The 17,815-nt window shown below is 40.0% G+C and carries 15 protein-coding genes; 12 read left to right on the forward strand and 3 right to left on the reverse strand.

The features are described from left to right. Positions 1-40 precede the first annotated feature (40 nt). The 6 genes from rplK to rpoC all read left to right on the forward strand — a co-directional run bounded on the left by rplK (position 41) and on the right by rpoC (position 10,878). Positions 41-469 (forward strand): 50S ribosomal protein L11, encoded by a 429-nt coding sequence (rplK, locus tag AC2IP4_RS00765; RefSeq protein ID WP_060992738.1) that lies wholly within the window; start codon positions 41-43, stop codon positions 467-469. A 4-nt stretch (positions 470-473) separates the two neighbouring features. Then, the gene (gene rplA, locus AC2IP4_RS00770) at positions 474-1,178 is read left to right on the forward strand and encodes a 50S ribosomal protein L1 (RefSeq protein ID WP_105053811.1); all 705 of its coding nucleotides are present in this window, start codon (positions 474-476) and stop codon (positions 1,176-1,178) included. A 243-nt stretch (positions 1,179-1,421) separates the two neighbouring features. Beyond that, on the forward strand, positions 1,422-1,916 hold the full coding sequence (rplJ, locus tag AC2IP4_RS00775) for a 50S ribosomal protein L10 (protein WP_060992736.1): 495 nt from the start codon (positions 1,422-1,424) through the stop codon (positions 1,914-1,916). 55 nt (positions 1,917-1,971) lie between these two features. Next, a complete protein-coding gene (gene rplL, locus AC2IP4_RS00780) occupies positions 1,972-2,340 on the forward strand; it encodes a 50S ribosomal protein L7/L12 (RefSeq protein WP_105053812.1) in 369 nt (122 codons plus the stop codon). Between the two features lie 232 nt (positions 2,341-2,572). Continuing rightward, positions 2,573-6,601, forward strand: a complete 4,029-nt coding sequence (gene rpoB, locus AC2IP4_RS00785; RefSeq protein WP_105053813.1) for a DNA-directed RNA polymerase subunit beta — start codon at positions 2,573-2,575, stop codon at positions 6,599-6,601. 71 nt (positions 6,602-6,672) lie between these two features. Continuing rightward, positions 6,673-10,878, forward strand: coding sequence for a DNA-directed RNA polymerase subunit beta' (rpoC, locus tag AC2IP4_RS00790; protein WP_486310471.1), 4,206 nt, complete (start codon positions 6,673-6,675; stop codon positions 10,876-10,878). 79 nt (positions 10,879-10,957) lie between these two features. On the opposite strand, the gene AC2IP4_RS00795 is transcribed toward rpoC, so the two are convergent. After that, entirely contained in the window at positions 10,958-11,899 is a 942-nt protein-coding gene (locus AC2IP4_RS00795) for a curlin associated precursor, CsgA like protein (protein WP_105053815.1), read from the reverse strand. 22 nt (positions 11,900-11,921) lie between these two features. Then, entirely contained in the window at positions 11,922-12,491 is a 570-nt protein-coding gene (locus AC2IP4_RS00800; protein ID WP_486310472.1) for a curlin subunit CsgB, read from the reverse strand. Positions 12,492-12,749: 258 nt separating this feature from the next. Here AC2IP4_RS00800 and AC2IP4_RS00805 point away from each other — a divergent pair, with 258 nt between their 5' ends. Genes AC2IP4_RS00805 through AC2IP4_RS00820 form a run of 4 tightly spaced genes read left to right on the forward strand, consistent with a single transcriptional unit; the run spans position 12,750 to position 15,119 of the window. Next, positions 12,750-13,391, forward strand: a complete 642-nt coding sequence (locus tag AC2IP4_RS00805; protein ID WP_105053817.1) for a LuxR C-terminal-related transcriptional regulator — start codon at positions 12,750-12,752, stop codon at positions 13,389-13,391. Next, positions 13,391-13,852: a curli production assembly/transport protein CsgE gene (locus AC2IP4_RS00810; RefSeq protein WP_375321361.1), complete on the forward strand. Its 462-nt coding sequence runs from the start codon at positions 13,391-13,393 to the stop codon at positions 13,850-13,852. Before AC2IP4_RS00805 ends, AC2IP4_RS00810 begins: the two co-directional genes overlap by 1 nt. Before the next feature lie 9 nt (positions 13,853-13,861). Then, complete coding sequence (locus tag AC2IP4_RS00815) at positions 13,862-14,263, forward strand: curli assembly protein CsgF (protein WP_105053819.1); 402 nt, start codon at positions 13,862-13,864, stop codon at positions 14,261-14,263. Positions 14,264-14,285: 22 nt separating this feature from the next. Then, positions 14,286-15,119, forward strand: coding sequence for a CsgG/HfaB family protein (locus AC2IP4_RS00820; protein ID WP_375321360.1), 834 nt, complete (start codon positions 14,286-14,288; stop codon positions 15,117-15,119). Between the two features lie 47 nt (positions 15,120-15,166). Here AC2IP4_RS00820 and rsd read toward each other — a convergent pair whose 3' ends face one another. Further along, entirely contained in the window at positions 15,167-15,649 is a 483-nt protein-coding gene (gene rsd / locus AC2IP4_RS00825) for a sigma D regulator (protein WP_486310473.1), read from the reverse strand. A gap of 162 nt (positions 15,650-15,811) precedes the next feature. On the opposite strand from rsd, the gene nudC reads away from it, so the two are divergent. Both nudC and hemE read left to right on the forward strand, forming a co-directional pair. After that, entirely contained in the window at positions 15,812-16,588 is a 777-nt protein-coding gene (gene nudC / locus AC2IP4_RS00830) for an NAD(+) diphosphatase (RefSeq protein WP_375322828.1), read from the forward strand. A gap of 136 nt (positions 16,589-16,724) precedes the next feature. Further along, the gene (gene hemE, locus AC2IP4_RS00835) at positions 16,725-17,792 is read left to right on the forward strand and encodes a uroporphyrinogen decarboxylase (RefSeq protein WP_375321358.1); all 1,068 of its coding nucleotides are present in this window, start codon (positions 16,725-16,727) and stop codon (positions 17,790-17,792) included. Positions 17,793-17,815 lie beyond the last annotated feature (23 nt).

Consider the following 17,815-nt stretch of genomic DNA (forward strand, 5'->3'; position numbering starts at 1 on the left):
TCCAGTTGGATGGCGTTTGAACCCAAAATTAGGAAATATTATGGCTAAGAAAGTTGAAGCTTATATCAAACTGCAAGTTGCAGCAGGTATGGCGAACCCAAGTCCACCAGTTGGTCCTGCTCTAGGTCAACACGGTGTGAACATCATGGAATTCTGTAAAGCGTTTAACGCAAGAACAGAATCTGTTGAGAAAGGTCTACCTACTCCAGTTGTTATCTCTGTATACAACGACCGTTCTTTTACGTTTGTAACTAAGACTCCACCTGCTGCTGTTCTTCTTAAGAAAGCTGCTGGCGTTAAGTCTGGTTCTGGTCGTCCAAACAGTGAGAAAGTTGGTACTGTTACTGACGCTCAAATTCAAGAGATCGCAGAAACTAAAGCTGCGGACATGACTGGTGCTGACATTGAAGCTATGAAGCGTTCAATTGCTGGTACTGCTCGTTCAATGGGTCTAGTGGTAGAGGGTTAATAGAATGGCTAAACTTACTAAGCGTATGCGTAATATCCGCGAAAAAGTGGAAGTTACTAAAGACTACGAAATCAATGAAGCTGTTGCTCTTCTTAAAGAACTAGCTACTGCTAAATTCAATGAAAGTGTTGACGTTGCTGTTAACCTTGGCATTGATGCACGTAAATCAGATCAAAACGTACGTGGTGCAACTGTACTGCCTCACGGTACTGGTCGTGATATCCGTGTTGCTGTGTTCACTCAAGGTGCAAATGCAGAAGCTGCTAAAGAAGCTGGCGCTGATCTAGTAGGCATGGAAGATCTTGCTGAGCTAGTTAAGAAAGGCGAAATGAACTTTGACGTTGTTGTTGCTTCTCCTGATGCAATGCGCGTTGTTGGTCAACTAGGTACTATCCTAGGTCCTCGCGGTCTTATGCCAAACCCTAAAGTTGGTACTGTAACTCCTAACGTTGCTCAAGCAGTTAAAAATGCTAAAGCTGGTCAGGTTCGTTACCGTAACGACAAAAACGGCATCATCCATACTACTATCGGTAAAGTAGATTTTGATGCTGCTCAACTTAAAGAGAACCTAGAAGCTCTTTTAGTTGCACTGAAAAAAGCAAAACCAACTTCAGCGAAAGGTACTTTCCTGAAGAAAGTAAGCATCTCTACTACAATGGGTGCTGGCGTATCTCTAGATCAAGCGACTCTAGATACTGCTACAAACTAATTTGCAAAAGCGTAGAATTTGTGTATAATTTTGCGCTTATCAAATTTATGGTTGGGGCTGTTTGATTTTTAATTGAACAGTCTCCGTCCAAGACCGTAGGCGCTCGAAAGAGCTTAATAAAACCTGCGTAGACGGTGCCCGAACTAAAAGCTAGTTTATTAAATTGGTTTTCTGGGACTGCATCGTAATTACTCTCCTACATTTTGTAGTGAGTGGTGTAATCACAACCAGAGGTTAATCCAAATGGCTTTAAATCTTCAAGACAAAAAAGCAATTGTTGCTGAAGTCAACGAAGCAGCCAGTGGTGCACTTTCTGCAGTTGTAGCTGATTCTCGTGGCGTTACTGTTGGCGCGATGACTTCTCTACGTAAACAAGCGCGTGAAGCGGGTGTTTACATGAGAGTTGTTCGTAACACTTTAGCACGTCGTGCAGTAGAAGGTACTCAGTACGAGTGTCTACAAGACACATTTACTGGTCCATCTCTACTTGCATTCTCTAACGAGCACCCAGGTGCTGCAGCACGTCTTTTTAAAGACTTTGCTAAAGAGAATAAAGACTTCGAGATCAAAGCTGCTGCATTTGAAGGCGCAGTTACTGATGCTGATGTACTAGCGACACTACCAACTTACGACGAAGCTATCGCACGCCTAATGATGTGCATGAAAGAAGCTTCTGCTGGTAAACTGGTACGTACTATCGCTGCTGTTCGTGATCAAAAAGAAGAAGCTGCGGCATAAGCCCTGCTTTATTTGATTACAAAATAAATTATTGTTGACTTAAAAGAGAATTGTTATGTCTATTACTAACGAGCAAATCCTAGACGCAGTTGCAGAAATGTCTGTAATGCAAGTTGTTGAGCTTATCGAAGCTATGGAAGAAAAATTCGGTGTTACTGCTGCTGCTGCAGTAGTTGCTGGTGGTGCTGCAGGCGCTGACGCTGCTGAAGAGCAAACTGAATTTGACGTCATCCTAACTGCTGTTGGCGGAAACAAAGTTTCTGTAATCAAAGCAGTTCGTGGCGCTACAGGTCTTGGCCTGAAAGAAGCTAAAGGTCTTGTAGACTCAGCTCCAGCACCTCTAAAAGAAGGCGTTGACAAAGCTGAAGCTGAAGGTCTTAAAGCACAGCTAGAAGAAGCTGGTGCGACTGTTGAAATCAAGTAATTATTACTTAGTTTCATAGCCTAACGGCTAATGGCTGGTGGTTTATTAACCACCGGCCTTTTTGCGCTGTAGGGTTTAGGGTAATTTCACACTGTTTAAAGTCCCTATATCCGAGCAAAAAACATAGTCTCAATCAGAGATTATGTCCTACAGAAAACAGTGTTATTAGTCACTGTCCCAACCTTTCGAAGGCGGACGGTTCGGGTCACTTATCAGCGAGCTGAGGAACCCCATGGTTTACTCTTATACAGAGAAAAAGCGCATCCGTAAGGATTTTGGTAAGCGTCCACAAGTGTTGGACATACCATACTTGCTATCGATCCAGCTTGATTCTTTTACTAAGTTTATCGAGCAAGATCCTGAAGGGCAATACGGTCTTGAGGCTGCTTTCCGTTCTGTTTTTCCAATTCAGAGCTATAACGGCAACTCTAAGCTAGAATACGTTAGCTACAATCTCCGTGAACCAGAATTTGATGTTAAAGAATGTCAAATCCGCGGTGTTACATATTCTGCACCACTACGCGTTAAGTTACGTTTAGTTGTGTACGATAAAGACGCACCTGCAGGCACGGTAAAAGACATTAAAGAACAAGAAGTCTACATGGGCGAAATTCCGCTTATGACAGACAATGGTACTTTTGTAATCAATGGTACTGAAAGGGTTATCGTATCCCAGCTGCACCGCAGCCCAGGTGTCTTCTTCGACAGCGATAAGGGTAAAACCCATTCATCTGGTAAAGTTCTTTATAACGCACGTGTAATTCCTTACCGTGGTTCATGGTTAGATTTCGAATTTGATCCTAAGGATAACTTATTCGTACGTATCGACCGTCGTCGTAAATTACCAGCAACGATCATCTTACGTGCACTTCGTAAGACAACAGAAGAAATCTTAGATTTATTCTTCGATAAAGTTGTATTTGAAGTGAAAGACCAAACGCTAATGATGGAATTACTTCCTGAGCGTTTACGTGGTGAGACTGCAACATTTGATATTGAATCGAACGGCAAAGTTTATGTTGAAGCCGGTCGTCGTATTACTGCGCGTCATATTCGTCAATTGACGAAAGACGAAGTAAACTCTATCGAAGTACCAGTAGATTATATTGTAGGTAAAGTAGCTTCTCACGATTATGTGAATGAAGATACTGGTGAGATCATTATCGCGGCTAACCAAGAGTTTAGCTTAGAAGATCTTGCTAATTTATCTCAAGCTGGCCACAAAAAGATCGAAGTGTTATTTACGAATGACCTTGATCATGGTGCATACATTTCTGACACATTACGTGCAGATTCAACTGTTGACCGTTTATCGGCATTAGTTGAAGTTTATCGTATGATGCGCCCTGGCGAGCCACCAACAAAAGAAGCTGCTGAATCATTATTTGAAAGCCTATTCTTCTCAGAAGATCGCTATGACTTATCGACTGTTGGTCGTATGAAGTTTAATAGCTCAATTGGTCGTGATAATGACGAAGGCGCTGGCATTCTTGATGAGACAGATATCATTGAGGTTATGCGCAAACTGATCGATATTCGTAACGGTAAAGGTGAGGTTGATGATATCGATCACCTTGGTAACCGTCGTATTCGTTCTGTGGGCGAAATGGCAGAAAACCAATTCCGTGTTGGTTTAGTTCGTGTAGAACGTGCTGTTCGTGAGCGTTTAAGCCTTGGTGACCTTGATGCAATTATGCCTCAAGATCTTATCAATGCTAAGCCTATTTCAGCTGCAGTTAAAGAATTCTTTGGCTCTTCACAGCTATCTCAGTTTATGGATCAGAATAACCCATTGTCAGAAGTTACGCACAAGCGTCGTATTTCTGCATTAGGTCCTGGCGGTCTAACTCGTGAGCGTGCTGGTTTCGAAGTTCGTGATGTACACGCGACTCACTACGGTCGCCTATGTCCAATCGAAACACCTGAAGGTCCAAACATCGGTCTAATTAACTCATTATCAGCATTCGCACAATGTAACGAGTATGGTTTCCTAGAAACTCCATACCGTCGTGTTGTTGATGGTGTTGTTACTGAAGATGTTGATTACCTATCTGCTATCGAGGAAGGTACTTTTGTTATTGCACAGGCGAATGCCGTGTTAACAGAAGAAGGTACTTTCGCTGATGAATTAATCATCGCTCGTCAGAAAGGTGAATCTGGACTGCACCCACGTGAACACATCCAATATATGGATGTCGCGACAAACCAAGTTGTATCTGTAGCTGCATCGCTTATCCCGTTCCTAGAACACGATGATGCGAACCGTGCCCTAATGGGTGCGAACATGCAACGTCAAGCCGTTCCTACACTAAGAGCAGATAAGCCTTTAGTTGGTACTGGTATTGAACGTAATGTAGCTGTTGACTCAGGTGTAACTGCTGTTGCTAAACGTGGCGGTATGGTTCAGTCAGTAGATGCTTCTCGTATCGTTATTAAAGTGAACGAAGAAGAATTGGTACCTGGCGAAGCTGGTATCGATATCTACAACTTAACTAAATACACTCGTTCTAACCAAAATACGTGTATCAACCAACGTCCTACAGTACTTCCTGGTGAACCTGTAACTCGTGGTGATGTACTTGCTGATGGTCCTTCAACGGATCTTGGTGAGCTTGCACTTGGTCAGAACATGCGTATCGCGTTCATGCCTTGGAATGGTTATAACTTCGAGGATTCAATCCTTGTATCTGAGCGTGTAGTTCAGGAAGACCGTTTCACGACAATCCATATTCAAGAACTATCTTGTGTGGCTCGTGATACTAAACTTGGTTCAGAAGAGATCACTGCAGATATCCCTAACGTAGGTGAAGCTGCACTGTCTAAACTTGATGAATCAGGTATTGTTTACATTGGTGCTGAAGTTAAGGGTGGTGACATCCTAGTTGGTAAAGTAACACCTAAAGGTGAAACTCAACTGACTCCTGAAGAGAAGCTACTACGAGCTATCTTTGGTGAAAAAGCATCTGATGTTAAAGATTCTTCTCTACGTGTACCAAACTCTGTTTCAGGTACTATCATTGATGTACAAGTATTTACGCGTGATGGTGTTGAAAAAGATAAACGTGCTCTAGAAATCGAACAAATGCAGCTTAAAGAAGCTAAGAAAGACATTACTGAAGAATTCCAGATTCTTGAAGGTGGCTTATTAGCACGTGTTCGCACACTTCTACTTGCTGCAGGTACTTCTGAAGTTAAGCTTGATGCGATGGATCGTAAGCAGTGGTTAGAAATCACTCTTGATGATGAATCACAACAAAATCAACTTGAGCAGCTTGCTGAGCAATATGATGAGCTTAAAGCAGAGTTCGATAAGAAATTCGAAACTAAACGTCGTAAGATCACTCAAGGTGATGATCTTGCTCCGGGCGTACTGAAAATCGTTAAAGTTTACCTAGCGGTAAAACGTCGTATTCAGCCTGGTGATAAGATGGCGGGTCGTCATGGTAACAAGGGTGTAATCTCTAAGATCAACCCTGTTGAAGACATGCCTTATGATGAAAAAGGTCAGCCAGTAGATATCGTACTGAACCCACTGGGTGTACCTTCTCGTATGAACATCGGTCAAATTCTTGAAGTTCATATGGGTCTTGCTGCGAAAGGCGTTGGTGATAAGATCAACCAAATGCTTAAAGAGCAACAAGAACTACATAAGTTCCGTAACTTCTTACAAAAAGTATACGATCTTGGTGAAACTCGCCAAGAAGTAGACATCGCTGCATTGTCTGATGACGAAGTTCGTACATTAATTAAGAACTTACGCGGTGGTTTACCAATCGCAACACCAATCTTTGATGGTGCTCCAGAAGCATCAATTAAAGAACTATTAAAACTTGTAGATCTGCCAGAGTCTGGTCAGTTGAAACTGTTTGATGGTCGTACTGGTGATGCGTTTGAGCGTCCTGTAACTGTTGGTTACATGTATATGCTAAAACTAAACCACTTAGTTGATGACAAGATGCACGCACGTTCTACCGGCTCTTACAGCCTTGTAACTCAGCAACCACTTGGTGGTAAAGCTCAGTTCGGTGGTCAGCGTTTCGGTGAGATGGAAGTATGGGCACTTGAAGCATATGGTGCTGCATATACCTTACAAGAAATGCTAACCGTTAAGTCGGATGACGTGAACGGTCGTACTAAGATGTATAAGAACATCGTAGATGGCGATCATCGTATGGAACCTGGTATGCCGGAATCATTCAACGTATTGTTGAAAGAAATCCGCTCACTTGGTATCAACATCGAGTTAGAAGACGAAGAATAATCTCATTGAGATTGTCCGGTAGAATATAAGGCGCTCGCCGAGCGCCTTTTTTCTCCTTACAGGAGCCGAATGTGAAAGACTTATTAAAGTTTCTGAAAGCACAACATAAGACTGAAGAATTTGATGCAATCAAAATCGGTCTTGCTTCACCTGACCAAATTCGTTCATGGTCTTTTGGTGAAGTTAAAAAGCCAGAAACAATCAACTATCGTACCTTTAAGCCAGAACGTGACGGTCTTTTCTGTGCACGTATCTTTGGCCCAGTTAAAGACTACGAGTGCTTATGTGGTAAATATAAGCGCCTGAAGCACCGTGGTGTTATCTGTGAAAAATGTGGCGTAGAAGTAACGCAAACTAAAGTTCGTCGTGACCGTATGGGCCACATTGAACTTGCGTCTCCTGTTGCACACATCTGGTTCCTTAAGTCACTTCCATCTCGTATTGGTTTGTTAATGGACATTCCTCTACGTGATATCGAACGTGTACTTTATTTTGAATCATATGTGGTTACAGAGCCAGGTATGACTGACTTAGAGCGCAGCCAACTTCTTTCAGAAGAAGAGTACCTTGATAAGCTAGAAGAGTTCGGTGACGAATTCACTGCTAAAATGGGTGCTGAGGCGATTAAAGATTTGCTTGGTTCTATGGACATGCAAGCTGAAATCGAGAACATGCGTGAAGAGCTAGAAACAACTAACTCTGAAACAAAACGTAAGAAACTGACTAAGCGTTTGAAACTTGTAGAAGCGTTCGTTCAATCTGGTAATAACCCAGAGTGGATGATCTTAACTGTACTACCAGTTCTTCCGCCAGATCTTCGTCCTCTAGTTCCACTAGATGGCGGCCGTTTTGCTACGTCTGATCTAAATGACTTATACCGTCGTGTGATCAACCGTAACAACCGTTTGAAGCGTCTTTTAGACCTAGCTGCACCAGATATCATTGTACGTAACGAAAAACGTATGCTGCAAGAGTCTGTGGATGCGCTGCTTGATAACGGTCGTCGTGGTCGTGCGATTACAGGTTCTAATAAACGTCCTCTGAAATCTCTTGCTGATATGATCAAGGGTAAACAAGGTCGTTTCCGTCAGAACTTGCTTGGTAAACGTGTAGACTACTCTGGTCGTTCTGTAATTACAGTTGGTCCATACCTTCGTCTACATCAGTGTGGTCTTCCTAAGAAGATGGCACTTGAACTATTTAAACCATTTATCTACAGCAAACTAGAAGGTCGTGGTCTTGCTACGACAATCAAAGCAGCTAAGAAAATGGTCGAGCGTGAAGAAGCGATCGTTTGGGATATCCTAGATGACGTAATTCGTGAACACCCAGTACTGCTTAACCGTGCACCAACACTTCACCGTCTTGGTATCCAAGCGTTTGAACCAGTACTAATCGAAGGTAAAGCGATTCAGCTTCACCCACTAGTGTGTGCCGCATATAACGCCGACTTCGATGGTGACCAGATGGCGGTACACGTACCTCTAACTCTGGAAGCTCAATTAGAAGCACGTACCCTAATGATGTCGACGAATAACATTCTGTCGCCAGCATCAGGTGACCCAATCATCGTTCCTTCTCAGGATGTTGTATTAGGTCTGTACTACATGACACGTGATAAAATTAACGCGAAAGGCGAAGGCATGTACCTTGAAGGTTTTGCTGAAGCTGAGAAAGCATACCGTACAGGTTGTGCAGAGCTACATGCTCGCGTTAAAGTTCGAATCACAGAAGTTCTTCGTGATGAAAACGGTATTGAAACTCGTGAAACTAAACTGGTTGATACGACTGTTGGTCGTGCAATGCTATGGCAGATTGTTCCTGAAGGTCTTCCTTACAGCATCATTAACCAGAAGTTAGGTAAGAAGCAAATCTCTAACCTACTAAACGAAGCATATCGTTCTCTTGGGCTAAAAGACACAGTAGTGTTTGCTGACCAAATCATGTACACCGGTTTCGCATACGCAGCATTGTCTGGTGCGTCTGTTGGTATCGATGACATGGTTATTCCTGATGCTAAGTACACTAAAGTTGCTGATGCAGAAGAAGAAGTTAAGCAAATTCAAGAACAGTACCAATCTGGTCTTGTAACTGCAGGCGAACGTTACAACAAAGTTATCGATATCTGGGCAGCAACGAATGAACAAGTTGCTAAAGAGATGATGGATAACTTGTCTTCAGAAACTGTGCTTAACCGCGATGGTGAAGAAGAGCAACAAGAATCGTTTAACAGCGTTTACATGATGGCCGATTCCGGTGCTCGTGGTTCTGCAGCTCAGATTCGTCAGCTTGCTGGTATGCGTGGTCTGATGGCGAAACCAGATGGTTCAATCATCGAAACACCGATCACGGCGAACTTCCGTGAAGGTCTAAACGTAAACCAATACTTCATCTCAACGCACGGTGCGCGTAAAGGTCTTGCCGATACAGCACTTAAAACAGCGAACTCAGGTTACCTGACTCGTCGTTTAGTTGACGTTGCTCAAGATGTTGTCGTTCACTTAGATGACTGTGGAACACTGGAAGGTGTAACCATGATCCCTCTAATTGAAGGTGGTGATGTTAAAGAGCCTCTACACGAGCGTGTTCTAGGTCGTGTGGTTGCTGAAGATGTATTGAAACCAGGTACAGATGAGATCCTTCTTCCACGTAATACGCTTCTTGATGAGAAGCAGTGTCAAATCGTTGAAGAAAACTCAGTTGACCAAATTAAAGTACGTTCAGTAGTAAGCTGTGAAGCTGACTTCGGTTGTTGTGCTAACTGTTACGGTCGTGACTTGGCTCGTGGCCACATGGTAAACCAAGGTGAGTCAGTAGGTGTTATCGCTGCTCAATCAATCGGTGAACCTGGTACACAGCTAACGATGCGTACGTTCCACATCGGTGGTGCGGCATCTACGGCAGCAGCAGACAACAGCATTCAAGTTAAAACGACAGGTTCAATTAAACTTCATAATGCTAAGCACGTAACAAATGGCGAAGGTAACTTAGTTATTACTTCTCGTGCTTCTGAATTGACAGTTATTGACGAGCATGGCCGTACAAAAGAGAGCTATAAGCTTTCTTACGGTACTATTCTTTCTAAGAAAGATGGTGATGCAGTGGTTCAAGGCGATAAGATCGCAGCTTGGGACCCGCATACAATGCCAATCATCACAGAAGTACAAGGTCAAGTTCAATTCGTGGACATGATTGATGGTGTGACAATTACGACTCAAACTGATGAGTTAACAGGTCTATCTTCAATTGTTATCCTTGATGCGGCTGAGCGAGCTTCTGCTGGTAAAGACATGCGTCCAACAGTGAAACTTGTTGATGCGAATGGTCGTGACATCATGATCCCTGGCACAGAAATGCCAGCACAATACTTCCTACCTGGTAAGGCGATTGTTAACCTTGCAGATGGTGGTAACGTAGGTATCGGTGAAACACTAGCTCGTATTCCTCAAGCGTCAAGTGGTACTAAAGATATTACCGGTGGTCTTCCACGCGTTGCGGACTTATTTGAAGCTCGTAAACCTAAAGAGCCAGCAATTCTTGCTGAGCACGCAGGTATTGTTGCGTTTGGTAAAGAAACTAAAGGTAAAGTACGCTTATTGATCACTCGTGACGATAACAACGAAGTTTATGAAGAAATGATTCATAAACACCGTCAACTTAACATCTTTGATGGTGATAAAGTTGAACGTGGCGATGTTATCTCTGATGGTCCAGAAACTCCGCACGATATCCTACGTTTACGTGGTATCCATGCAGTGACTGAATACATCACTAACGAAGTTCAAGAAGTATACCGCTTACAAGGCGTTAAGATTAACGATAAGCACATTGAAACTATCGTTCGTCAAATGCTACGTAAGTGTACGATTACACATTCTGGCGACTCAACCTTCCTTGAGGGTGAGCAACTAGAATTCGCTAACGTAACGATTGCAAACCGTCTGCTTGAAGCGGAAGGCAAACAACCAGCTCGTTTCGAACGTGATCTACTAGGTATTACTAAAGCGTCTCTTGCTACTGAGTCGTTCATCTCTGCTGCATCGTTCCAAGAAACGACGCGCGTACTTACTGAAGCAGCTGTTTCTGGTAAGCGTGATGAGCTACGTGGTCTGAAAGAAAACGTAATCGTTGGTCGACTAATTCCAGCGGGTACAGGTTTCGCGTACCACCAAGAACGTCAAAAGCAAAAAGCAGCATCGCAAGAAGCGCCATCTGCTGAGCAAGCGACTGATAACTTAGCAGCACTATTGAATGCAGGTTTCTCTTCTGAAGAGTAATTGATTTCGATATACGTTAAATAAAAAGCCCTGCAGAAATGCAGGGCTTTTTTATATTACAATGTATTTAAAAAGAAATTTAAAATTGTACAACAAATACATCATTACTATTACTATTCGTTAATGTCACATTAGCAATATCATTGTTCGTTTGAGCGACGGCAATAAGGTTTTCAGAAGAATTAGCTAACGATACAGTGGCAACTGAATCATTACCAAATTGACCTACATAAACTTCGTTCAAGTTACTATTCATTGAAAGGTCAACATCTGCGCTATTTCCATCCCCCCATTGACCGACTGCCGCCAAGTTATTATAGCTATCATCAATATTTATATCTGCTTTGACATTATTACTTCCAAATACATTTACATAAGCTTCATTATCTGAGGCATTAGTACTAATTGTTATATTAGCTGTATTATATGAACCGCCCATGAAATTAGTTTCAGTATAGTTATTATCTCCTTGGATACTTGTCATTGCACTATTATTAGTACCACCATCTACATAGATAATTGAATCATTACTATTACCATCTTGGTGTATTTCTAAGGGACCGTTATTATCAGCATTCATTAATCTTATATTTGCTCTGTTTAGATCGCCATCTTGTTCAATTAATGCGTCATTTTCATTACTAGAGTCTGCAACGATTCTCCCTAGGTTGTTCATTCCATCTTGCTCTACATCAAAGTTATTTAGCTCACTACCTTGTCTAGCCTTTATTACCCCTTTGTTGTTTTCACCATCTTGATCTATATCTAAGACATTTCCATGGCTGCCGTTACGAACTCTAACTTTTGCTTTATTTTCATTTCCGAATTGTGTGACCCCTACAAGATTACCGTCCGAATTACGAATTAAAACATTAGAGTCATTTCCCGGTGTACCTGGTGAGAATTGGATAACACCAACTACATTACCTTCTGCATTGTGTAAGGTAGTATCTGATGTGTTATCAGCATAAACTGCACCAGAAAGTAAGATGGTTGAGATTGCGATTGCTAGCTTTTTCATAATAAACTTCCTTGAAATGATTTTAATTTATAATGGATATGAATCTATCCATTCCATTTACTAAGATAATTCCTTGATTGCCAGTCTGATTAATGGAAAAACCTGCACCATTATTTTTATTCACTGCCGCTGCAATATTTGAATCACCTGTTTGGTTTACTACATTTTGTTTATCATTACCCGTTTGTCTTAAATGGGCTATATTGTCATTACCATTTTGTAAAATAGCGCCTTCATGGTTGGTTCCCCATTGATCTAGGGAGGCGGAATTATTATTACCATTTTGAATGACTAGCCCTGTATTGTTACTTCCAAGCTGCAATACTGCCGCTGTATTGTTATAACCAGCTTGTTTTACTTTTGCTTTATTATTTCCCACTCCATTTATATTATGTTGGACAATAGTTATTCGAGAATTTGTCGAATTCGTCAGTTCTACGATGGCATTATTGCTATGACCAGTGTTGAGCTCTGATAATTCAGTTAGCTCGTTGGGTGCATTAAATTCATTAATACCTAAGTCTAAATCTGCATATGTATAACTACTGACAGCCACTAATAAATAAAGATAATTTACTGATAATTTTTTCATATCAGTATCCCTCTTTTCTTGATAGCTCACTTGCTACTTAAAAAGTATGGGATTTACTCAGAGAAGCACCATAAACTTTATTATGATATTTATTAATAAGATAAATAAACTAAAGGACTAGAGGTCCTGTTTTTATTGATATTATTTTTTTCTCAAAAGTGAAACAAACGATAAACTACTTAGTTAATACTTAATAATTCGGTGGATATATAGTCTTTTTGAACTAGTTTTAAGTAACAACATTTATGGAGGGCTGAGATGAACATTTATTATTTATCTTCAAACCCAACTTTGTACTCTTCTTTACTTATTGATTTATTAGAGAAAACATCTAATAAAAAGATAATGGTAGTTGACTGTGAGGTACTAAGTACTAAAGGAAATCAAGATGATGAAATGTTAGTTATTTTGGATTTTAAAAATCAAACAGATAGTAAATATAAGCAATATTTATCTGTAATAACGGAGTATAAGATAAAGGCGAAAGAAATATTATTTAATGTAACAGACGAGAATATAACAAAAAATATAATGAAATATCCCAGCGTTGTCGGCGTTTTTTATGAAAGCGATAATGTAAATATTATATCAGAAGGTGTTAAAAAGATAATTGATGGTGAATTGTGGCTTAGTCGTAAAGTCACGAATGATTTAATTTCAATATATCGTTCAAAACAAAATGGGATATTAACGACATCAGTATCTCTAACAGCTAGAGAAAAAGAAATATTACAACTTCTTTCATTTGGTTCATCAAATGTTGATATAGCGAGCACTCTTTTTGTTAGTGAAAATACAGTTAAAACACATTTACATAATGTATTTAAAAAATTAAACGTGAGAAATAGATTGCAAGCAATGATCTGGGCTAAAGGTTATGATTTTGAAGGATTAAAATAATGAAATTTTATATTTTATTTAAAATATGCATTTTCTTTTTATTTCCTCTTATTGTTAACGGTGCTGAAAATAAAATAATTTTAGAGTCACCAAAAGCTTTAGAAGAGATCAGTATTGATGAGGTTGATGATCTTATTGAAATTGATGGATTAATAATAGACAGAACATTAACTCGTCTAGGTAAAGATTTTTATTTTTCTTTTTCGATAAAAATGAACAGTAAGCACAATGATTTAGACGTCAATCTAACGGTAAAAGAAAGGCCAACAGCATTATCAGGAAGCATAATAGGGGTTTATCATTTTGACAAAGTTATCTATCGAGGAGCGCTTTCTCCCGGTCAAAGACAAGCAGAAGAGAAAGCAGAGCAAGCTATAGAAGCGGTGGACAGATATATTGTTAGGTGGCAAACGGAGAAATTGTTTAAAGATACGTATGATCTCGATTTTCCAGAGATCTAAGGATATAACATGAAAATAAGGATGATTTTTTTTATTTTATTTAGTGCAATTATAAGCTTAAGCCACGCTAGTGAACTTGTATATACACCAGTAAATCCTAATTTTGGAGGGAACCCTCTAAATACAACTCATTTGTTTGCTGGTGCAAATGCGATTAATGATTATAAAGGACCACAAGATGATTCATTATTCGAACAAGAATCAGCACTAGATCGTCTGACTTCAAGTTTAGAGTCTCGTCTAATTAGTCAGTTACTTGCCGATGTTGGTAATGGTAATACTGGGCAACTAGTTACCGATGATTTCATCTTAAATATTGTTGATGATTCAGGGGCATTACTTATTCAAATTGTTGATAAAGAAACGGGTGAAACTTCTGAGATACAGGTTAGTGGGCTCACTCCAGATTAATTTCTAAGCTAAGGAATCAGCAATGAAATATTCAATATTACTTTTACTACTTATTATTTCAGGTTGTTCTAACTCAATTGATGTGCCTGATACCTCAGAGCTGCCAACATTGATGCAGCGTGGTGTAAGTTATGTCGACCTTATTTCACTACCTAAACCACAAGGGAAAATTTATGTCTCTGTTTATGATTTTAGGGATCAAACAGGACAATATAAACCTCAACCAAACAGTAATTTTTCAACAGCTGTACCACAAGGCGGAACGGCCCTTCTAACGATGGCATTGCTCGATTCTGAATGGTTTTTTCCATTAGAAAGACAGGGTTTACAAAATCTATTAACAGAAAGAAAAATTATTCGGGCTGCACAGAAAAAACAGGAATCAATTAGTAATCATGGTTCAACATTACCTTCCTTATTGTCTGCAAATGTAATGATAGAAGGTGGCATTGTTGCTTATGATTCTAATATTAAAACTGGTGGGGCAGGTGCTCGATATTTAGGTATTGGTGGCTCTGGTCAGTATAGAGCGGATCAAGTAACAGTAAATATCAGGGCTGTAGATGTTAGAAGTGGAAAAATTTTAACAAGTGTAACGACAAGTAAAACGATTTTATCTTATGAAGTGTCTGCAGGAGCATTTAGATTTGTTGATTATAAAGAATTGTTAGAAGTAGAATTAGGTTATACAAATAATGAACCAGTAAACATAGCGTTAATGTCAGCAATTGATTCTGCTGTTATCCACCTTATTGTTAAAGGTATTAAAGATGGTTTATGGCGTCCGGCTAATCCTGCAGGAATCGAAAACCCAATATTCCGTAAGTATGCCTCAGAAACCAATCAAATATTATAAGACCATATAGAGTGTTTAAATATAATCTAAACACTCTATTTACTTTTTTAAGCACCTGGTGGGTGGCTTAAACTCGTTGAAATCTGTTCAATTAATCCATCCTCTAGCTCAAACCTCATTTCAATAATCTCACCTAACGCTGAAAAATCTTTATCAAAATCCTTCAATAGCAGATCCTCATCGTCTTTTGAGTACTTATCGGTGAAATTAAGAATTGGATCTGTTGTTTTGGTGATGTTTGCATATAGCTGGCTCATTTCTTCCGTTGGAGAAAAGCCTGTCGCATCCCATTTGGCCATCACCACATTGTAGATTTTGAAATGCCCTTCAGAAATATAGTCAATGAGATGTTGAGTGAAAGATTGGATTTCAGAAAATGGTGGGAGAGAGGATGTTGACGTATCAAATGGAGGAAGGCCTGCCAATTTACAATATTCAACCAATAAGTCTTGGCGAGTTGATAGCCAATGGTCAATAACGTCGTTATTCCCGCCCCATTGTTCTTGGAATTGATTTAGTTTAGTAAGCATAACGATATCCTTGTAGTTGCAAGCAATAAACTAACGCTTTATATCAATACCTAAGTAATTTCAAAATGCGGTTTCAGTAAGAATTACTAAGGTATACACTCATTATTATGTTTATTAAGATTGCCAGTAAATATTGATTGCTGCAAGAGGGTTATGATAAAGATGTTAGACCAACATACAAAAGCGTATTGGTGTGTCGTAAATGATTCTGCAGTTTGGTTAGAGGGGAAAACACTTCCTTATGGTAGCGCTGTTGATTTGAATTTGCCTTTTGAAAGTGCAATATGTATTGGTAATTATGATAATCATCTGGTGATGTGGCTGAACGATGAGCATATAGAAAAAGCGGTAGAATTTACTAACTTAAGAGAGCTACTACTCGTTAAGGAGTCACTTTTCTTAATGATAAGTAAGGCTATTCAATATGGTTTTATGGCTCGTGAATTTCGTTTTTGTCCTCAATGTGGTGGTCGAACACAGCTCAATCTTAATCAAATAGCAATGCAATGTAATGAGTGCCGAAAGTTACATTACCCTCGAATATTTCCTTCAATTATTGTTGCCATTCGTAAAGATGACTCGATTCTATTAGCTCAACATCAAAGGCATAAAGGCGGTTTATTCACTGTATTGGCAGGTTTTGTTGAAGTTGGGGAAACGCTAGAAATGGCGGTTGAACGTGAGGTATTTGAGGAAACAGGTATCAAGATAAAAAATATTCGTTATGTGGCCAGTCAGCCTTGGGCATTTCCTTCAAGTCTTATGATGGGCTATATGGCAGATTATGATTCTGGAGAAATTAAGGTGGATCCCAATGAGTTGGTCAAAGCTGACTGGTATTATCAAGCTAATTTACCTGAGTTAGCACCAAAAGGAACGATAGCCAGGTTGCTAATAGAATCAACACTTGATGAAATTAACGCAAGTAAAGAATATTAATTAATCGACTTTCTGACTAAGAGCTCAGGTATTGTAAAATGTAGAAGATTGGTTAAATATGATCTCGATAGCAAAGGTGGGCTTTTGTTCATCAAATTGAATGCTACAATAGCGAGATCTAATATGAGGAAAGATCATGACAGAATTAAAAAATGACCGCTATTTACGTGCGTTATTAAAACAACCAGTAGATTACACACCAGTTTGGATGATGCGCCAAGCAGGTCGATACCTTCCAGAGTACAAGGCGACACGAGCAGAAGCGGGTGATTTCATGTCTCTGTGTAAAAATGCAGAGCTTGCTTCTGAAGTGACGCTACAGCCTCTACGTCGTTTTCCTCTAGATGCTGCGATTCTATTTTCAGATATTCTGACTATCCCTGATGCAATGGGATTAGGTCTGTATTTTGAAACAGGTGAAGGTCCTAAATTTGAACGACCAATTACCTGTAAAGCAGACGTGACTAAAATTGGCCTTCCAGATCCAGAAGGAGAGCTGCAATATGTAATGAATGCCGTTCGTCAGATCCGTAAAGATCTTAAAGGTGAAGTTCCATTAATTGGCTTCTCTGGTAGCCCTTGGACACTAGCAACATACATGGTTGAAGGTGGAAGCTCAAAAGCCTTTACTAAAATTAAAAAAATGATGTATGCAGAGCCTGCAACATTGCACCTATTACTAGATAAACTATCAGATACCGTTATCGAATACCTAAACGCGCAAATCAAAGCTGGCGCACAATCAGTTATGGTGTTTGATACATGGGGGGGAGTATTAACTCCTCGTGATTACAATGAATTCTCGTTGCAGTACATGCATAAAATTGTTGATGGTTTAATTCGTGAAAACGAAGGTCGCCGTGTTCCTGTTACGCTATTTACTAAAAATGGCGGTATGTGGTTAGAGTCAATTGCAGCAACAGGTTGTGATGCAGTAGGTCTTGATTGGACAATTAATATTGCAGATGCGAAAGCTCGTATTGGTGATAAAGTGGCTCTACAGGGCAATATGGATCCATCCATTCTTTACGCGCAACCTGAACGAATTCGTCAAGAGGTAGGTACTATCCTTGAAGGATTTGGTAATGAAGGAACCGGTCACGTATTTAATTTAGGTCACGGTATCCACTTAGATGTCCCGCCTGAAAATGCAGGTGTATTTGTTGATGCAGTACATGATTTATCTAAGCCATACCATAAATAAAATCTTAATTTAAAGATTTGATA

Source organism: Aliivibrio thorii (assembly GCF_057368585.1).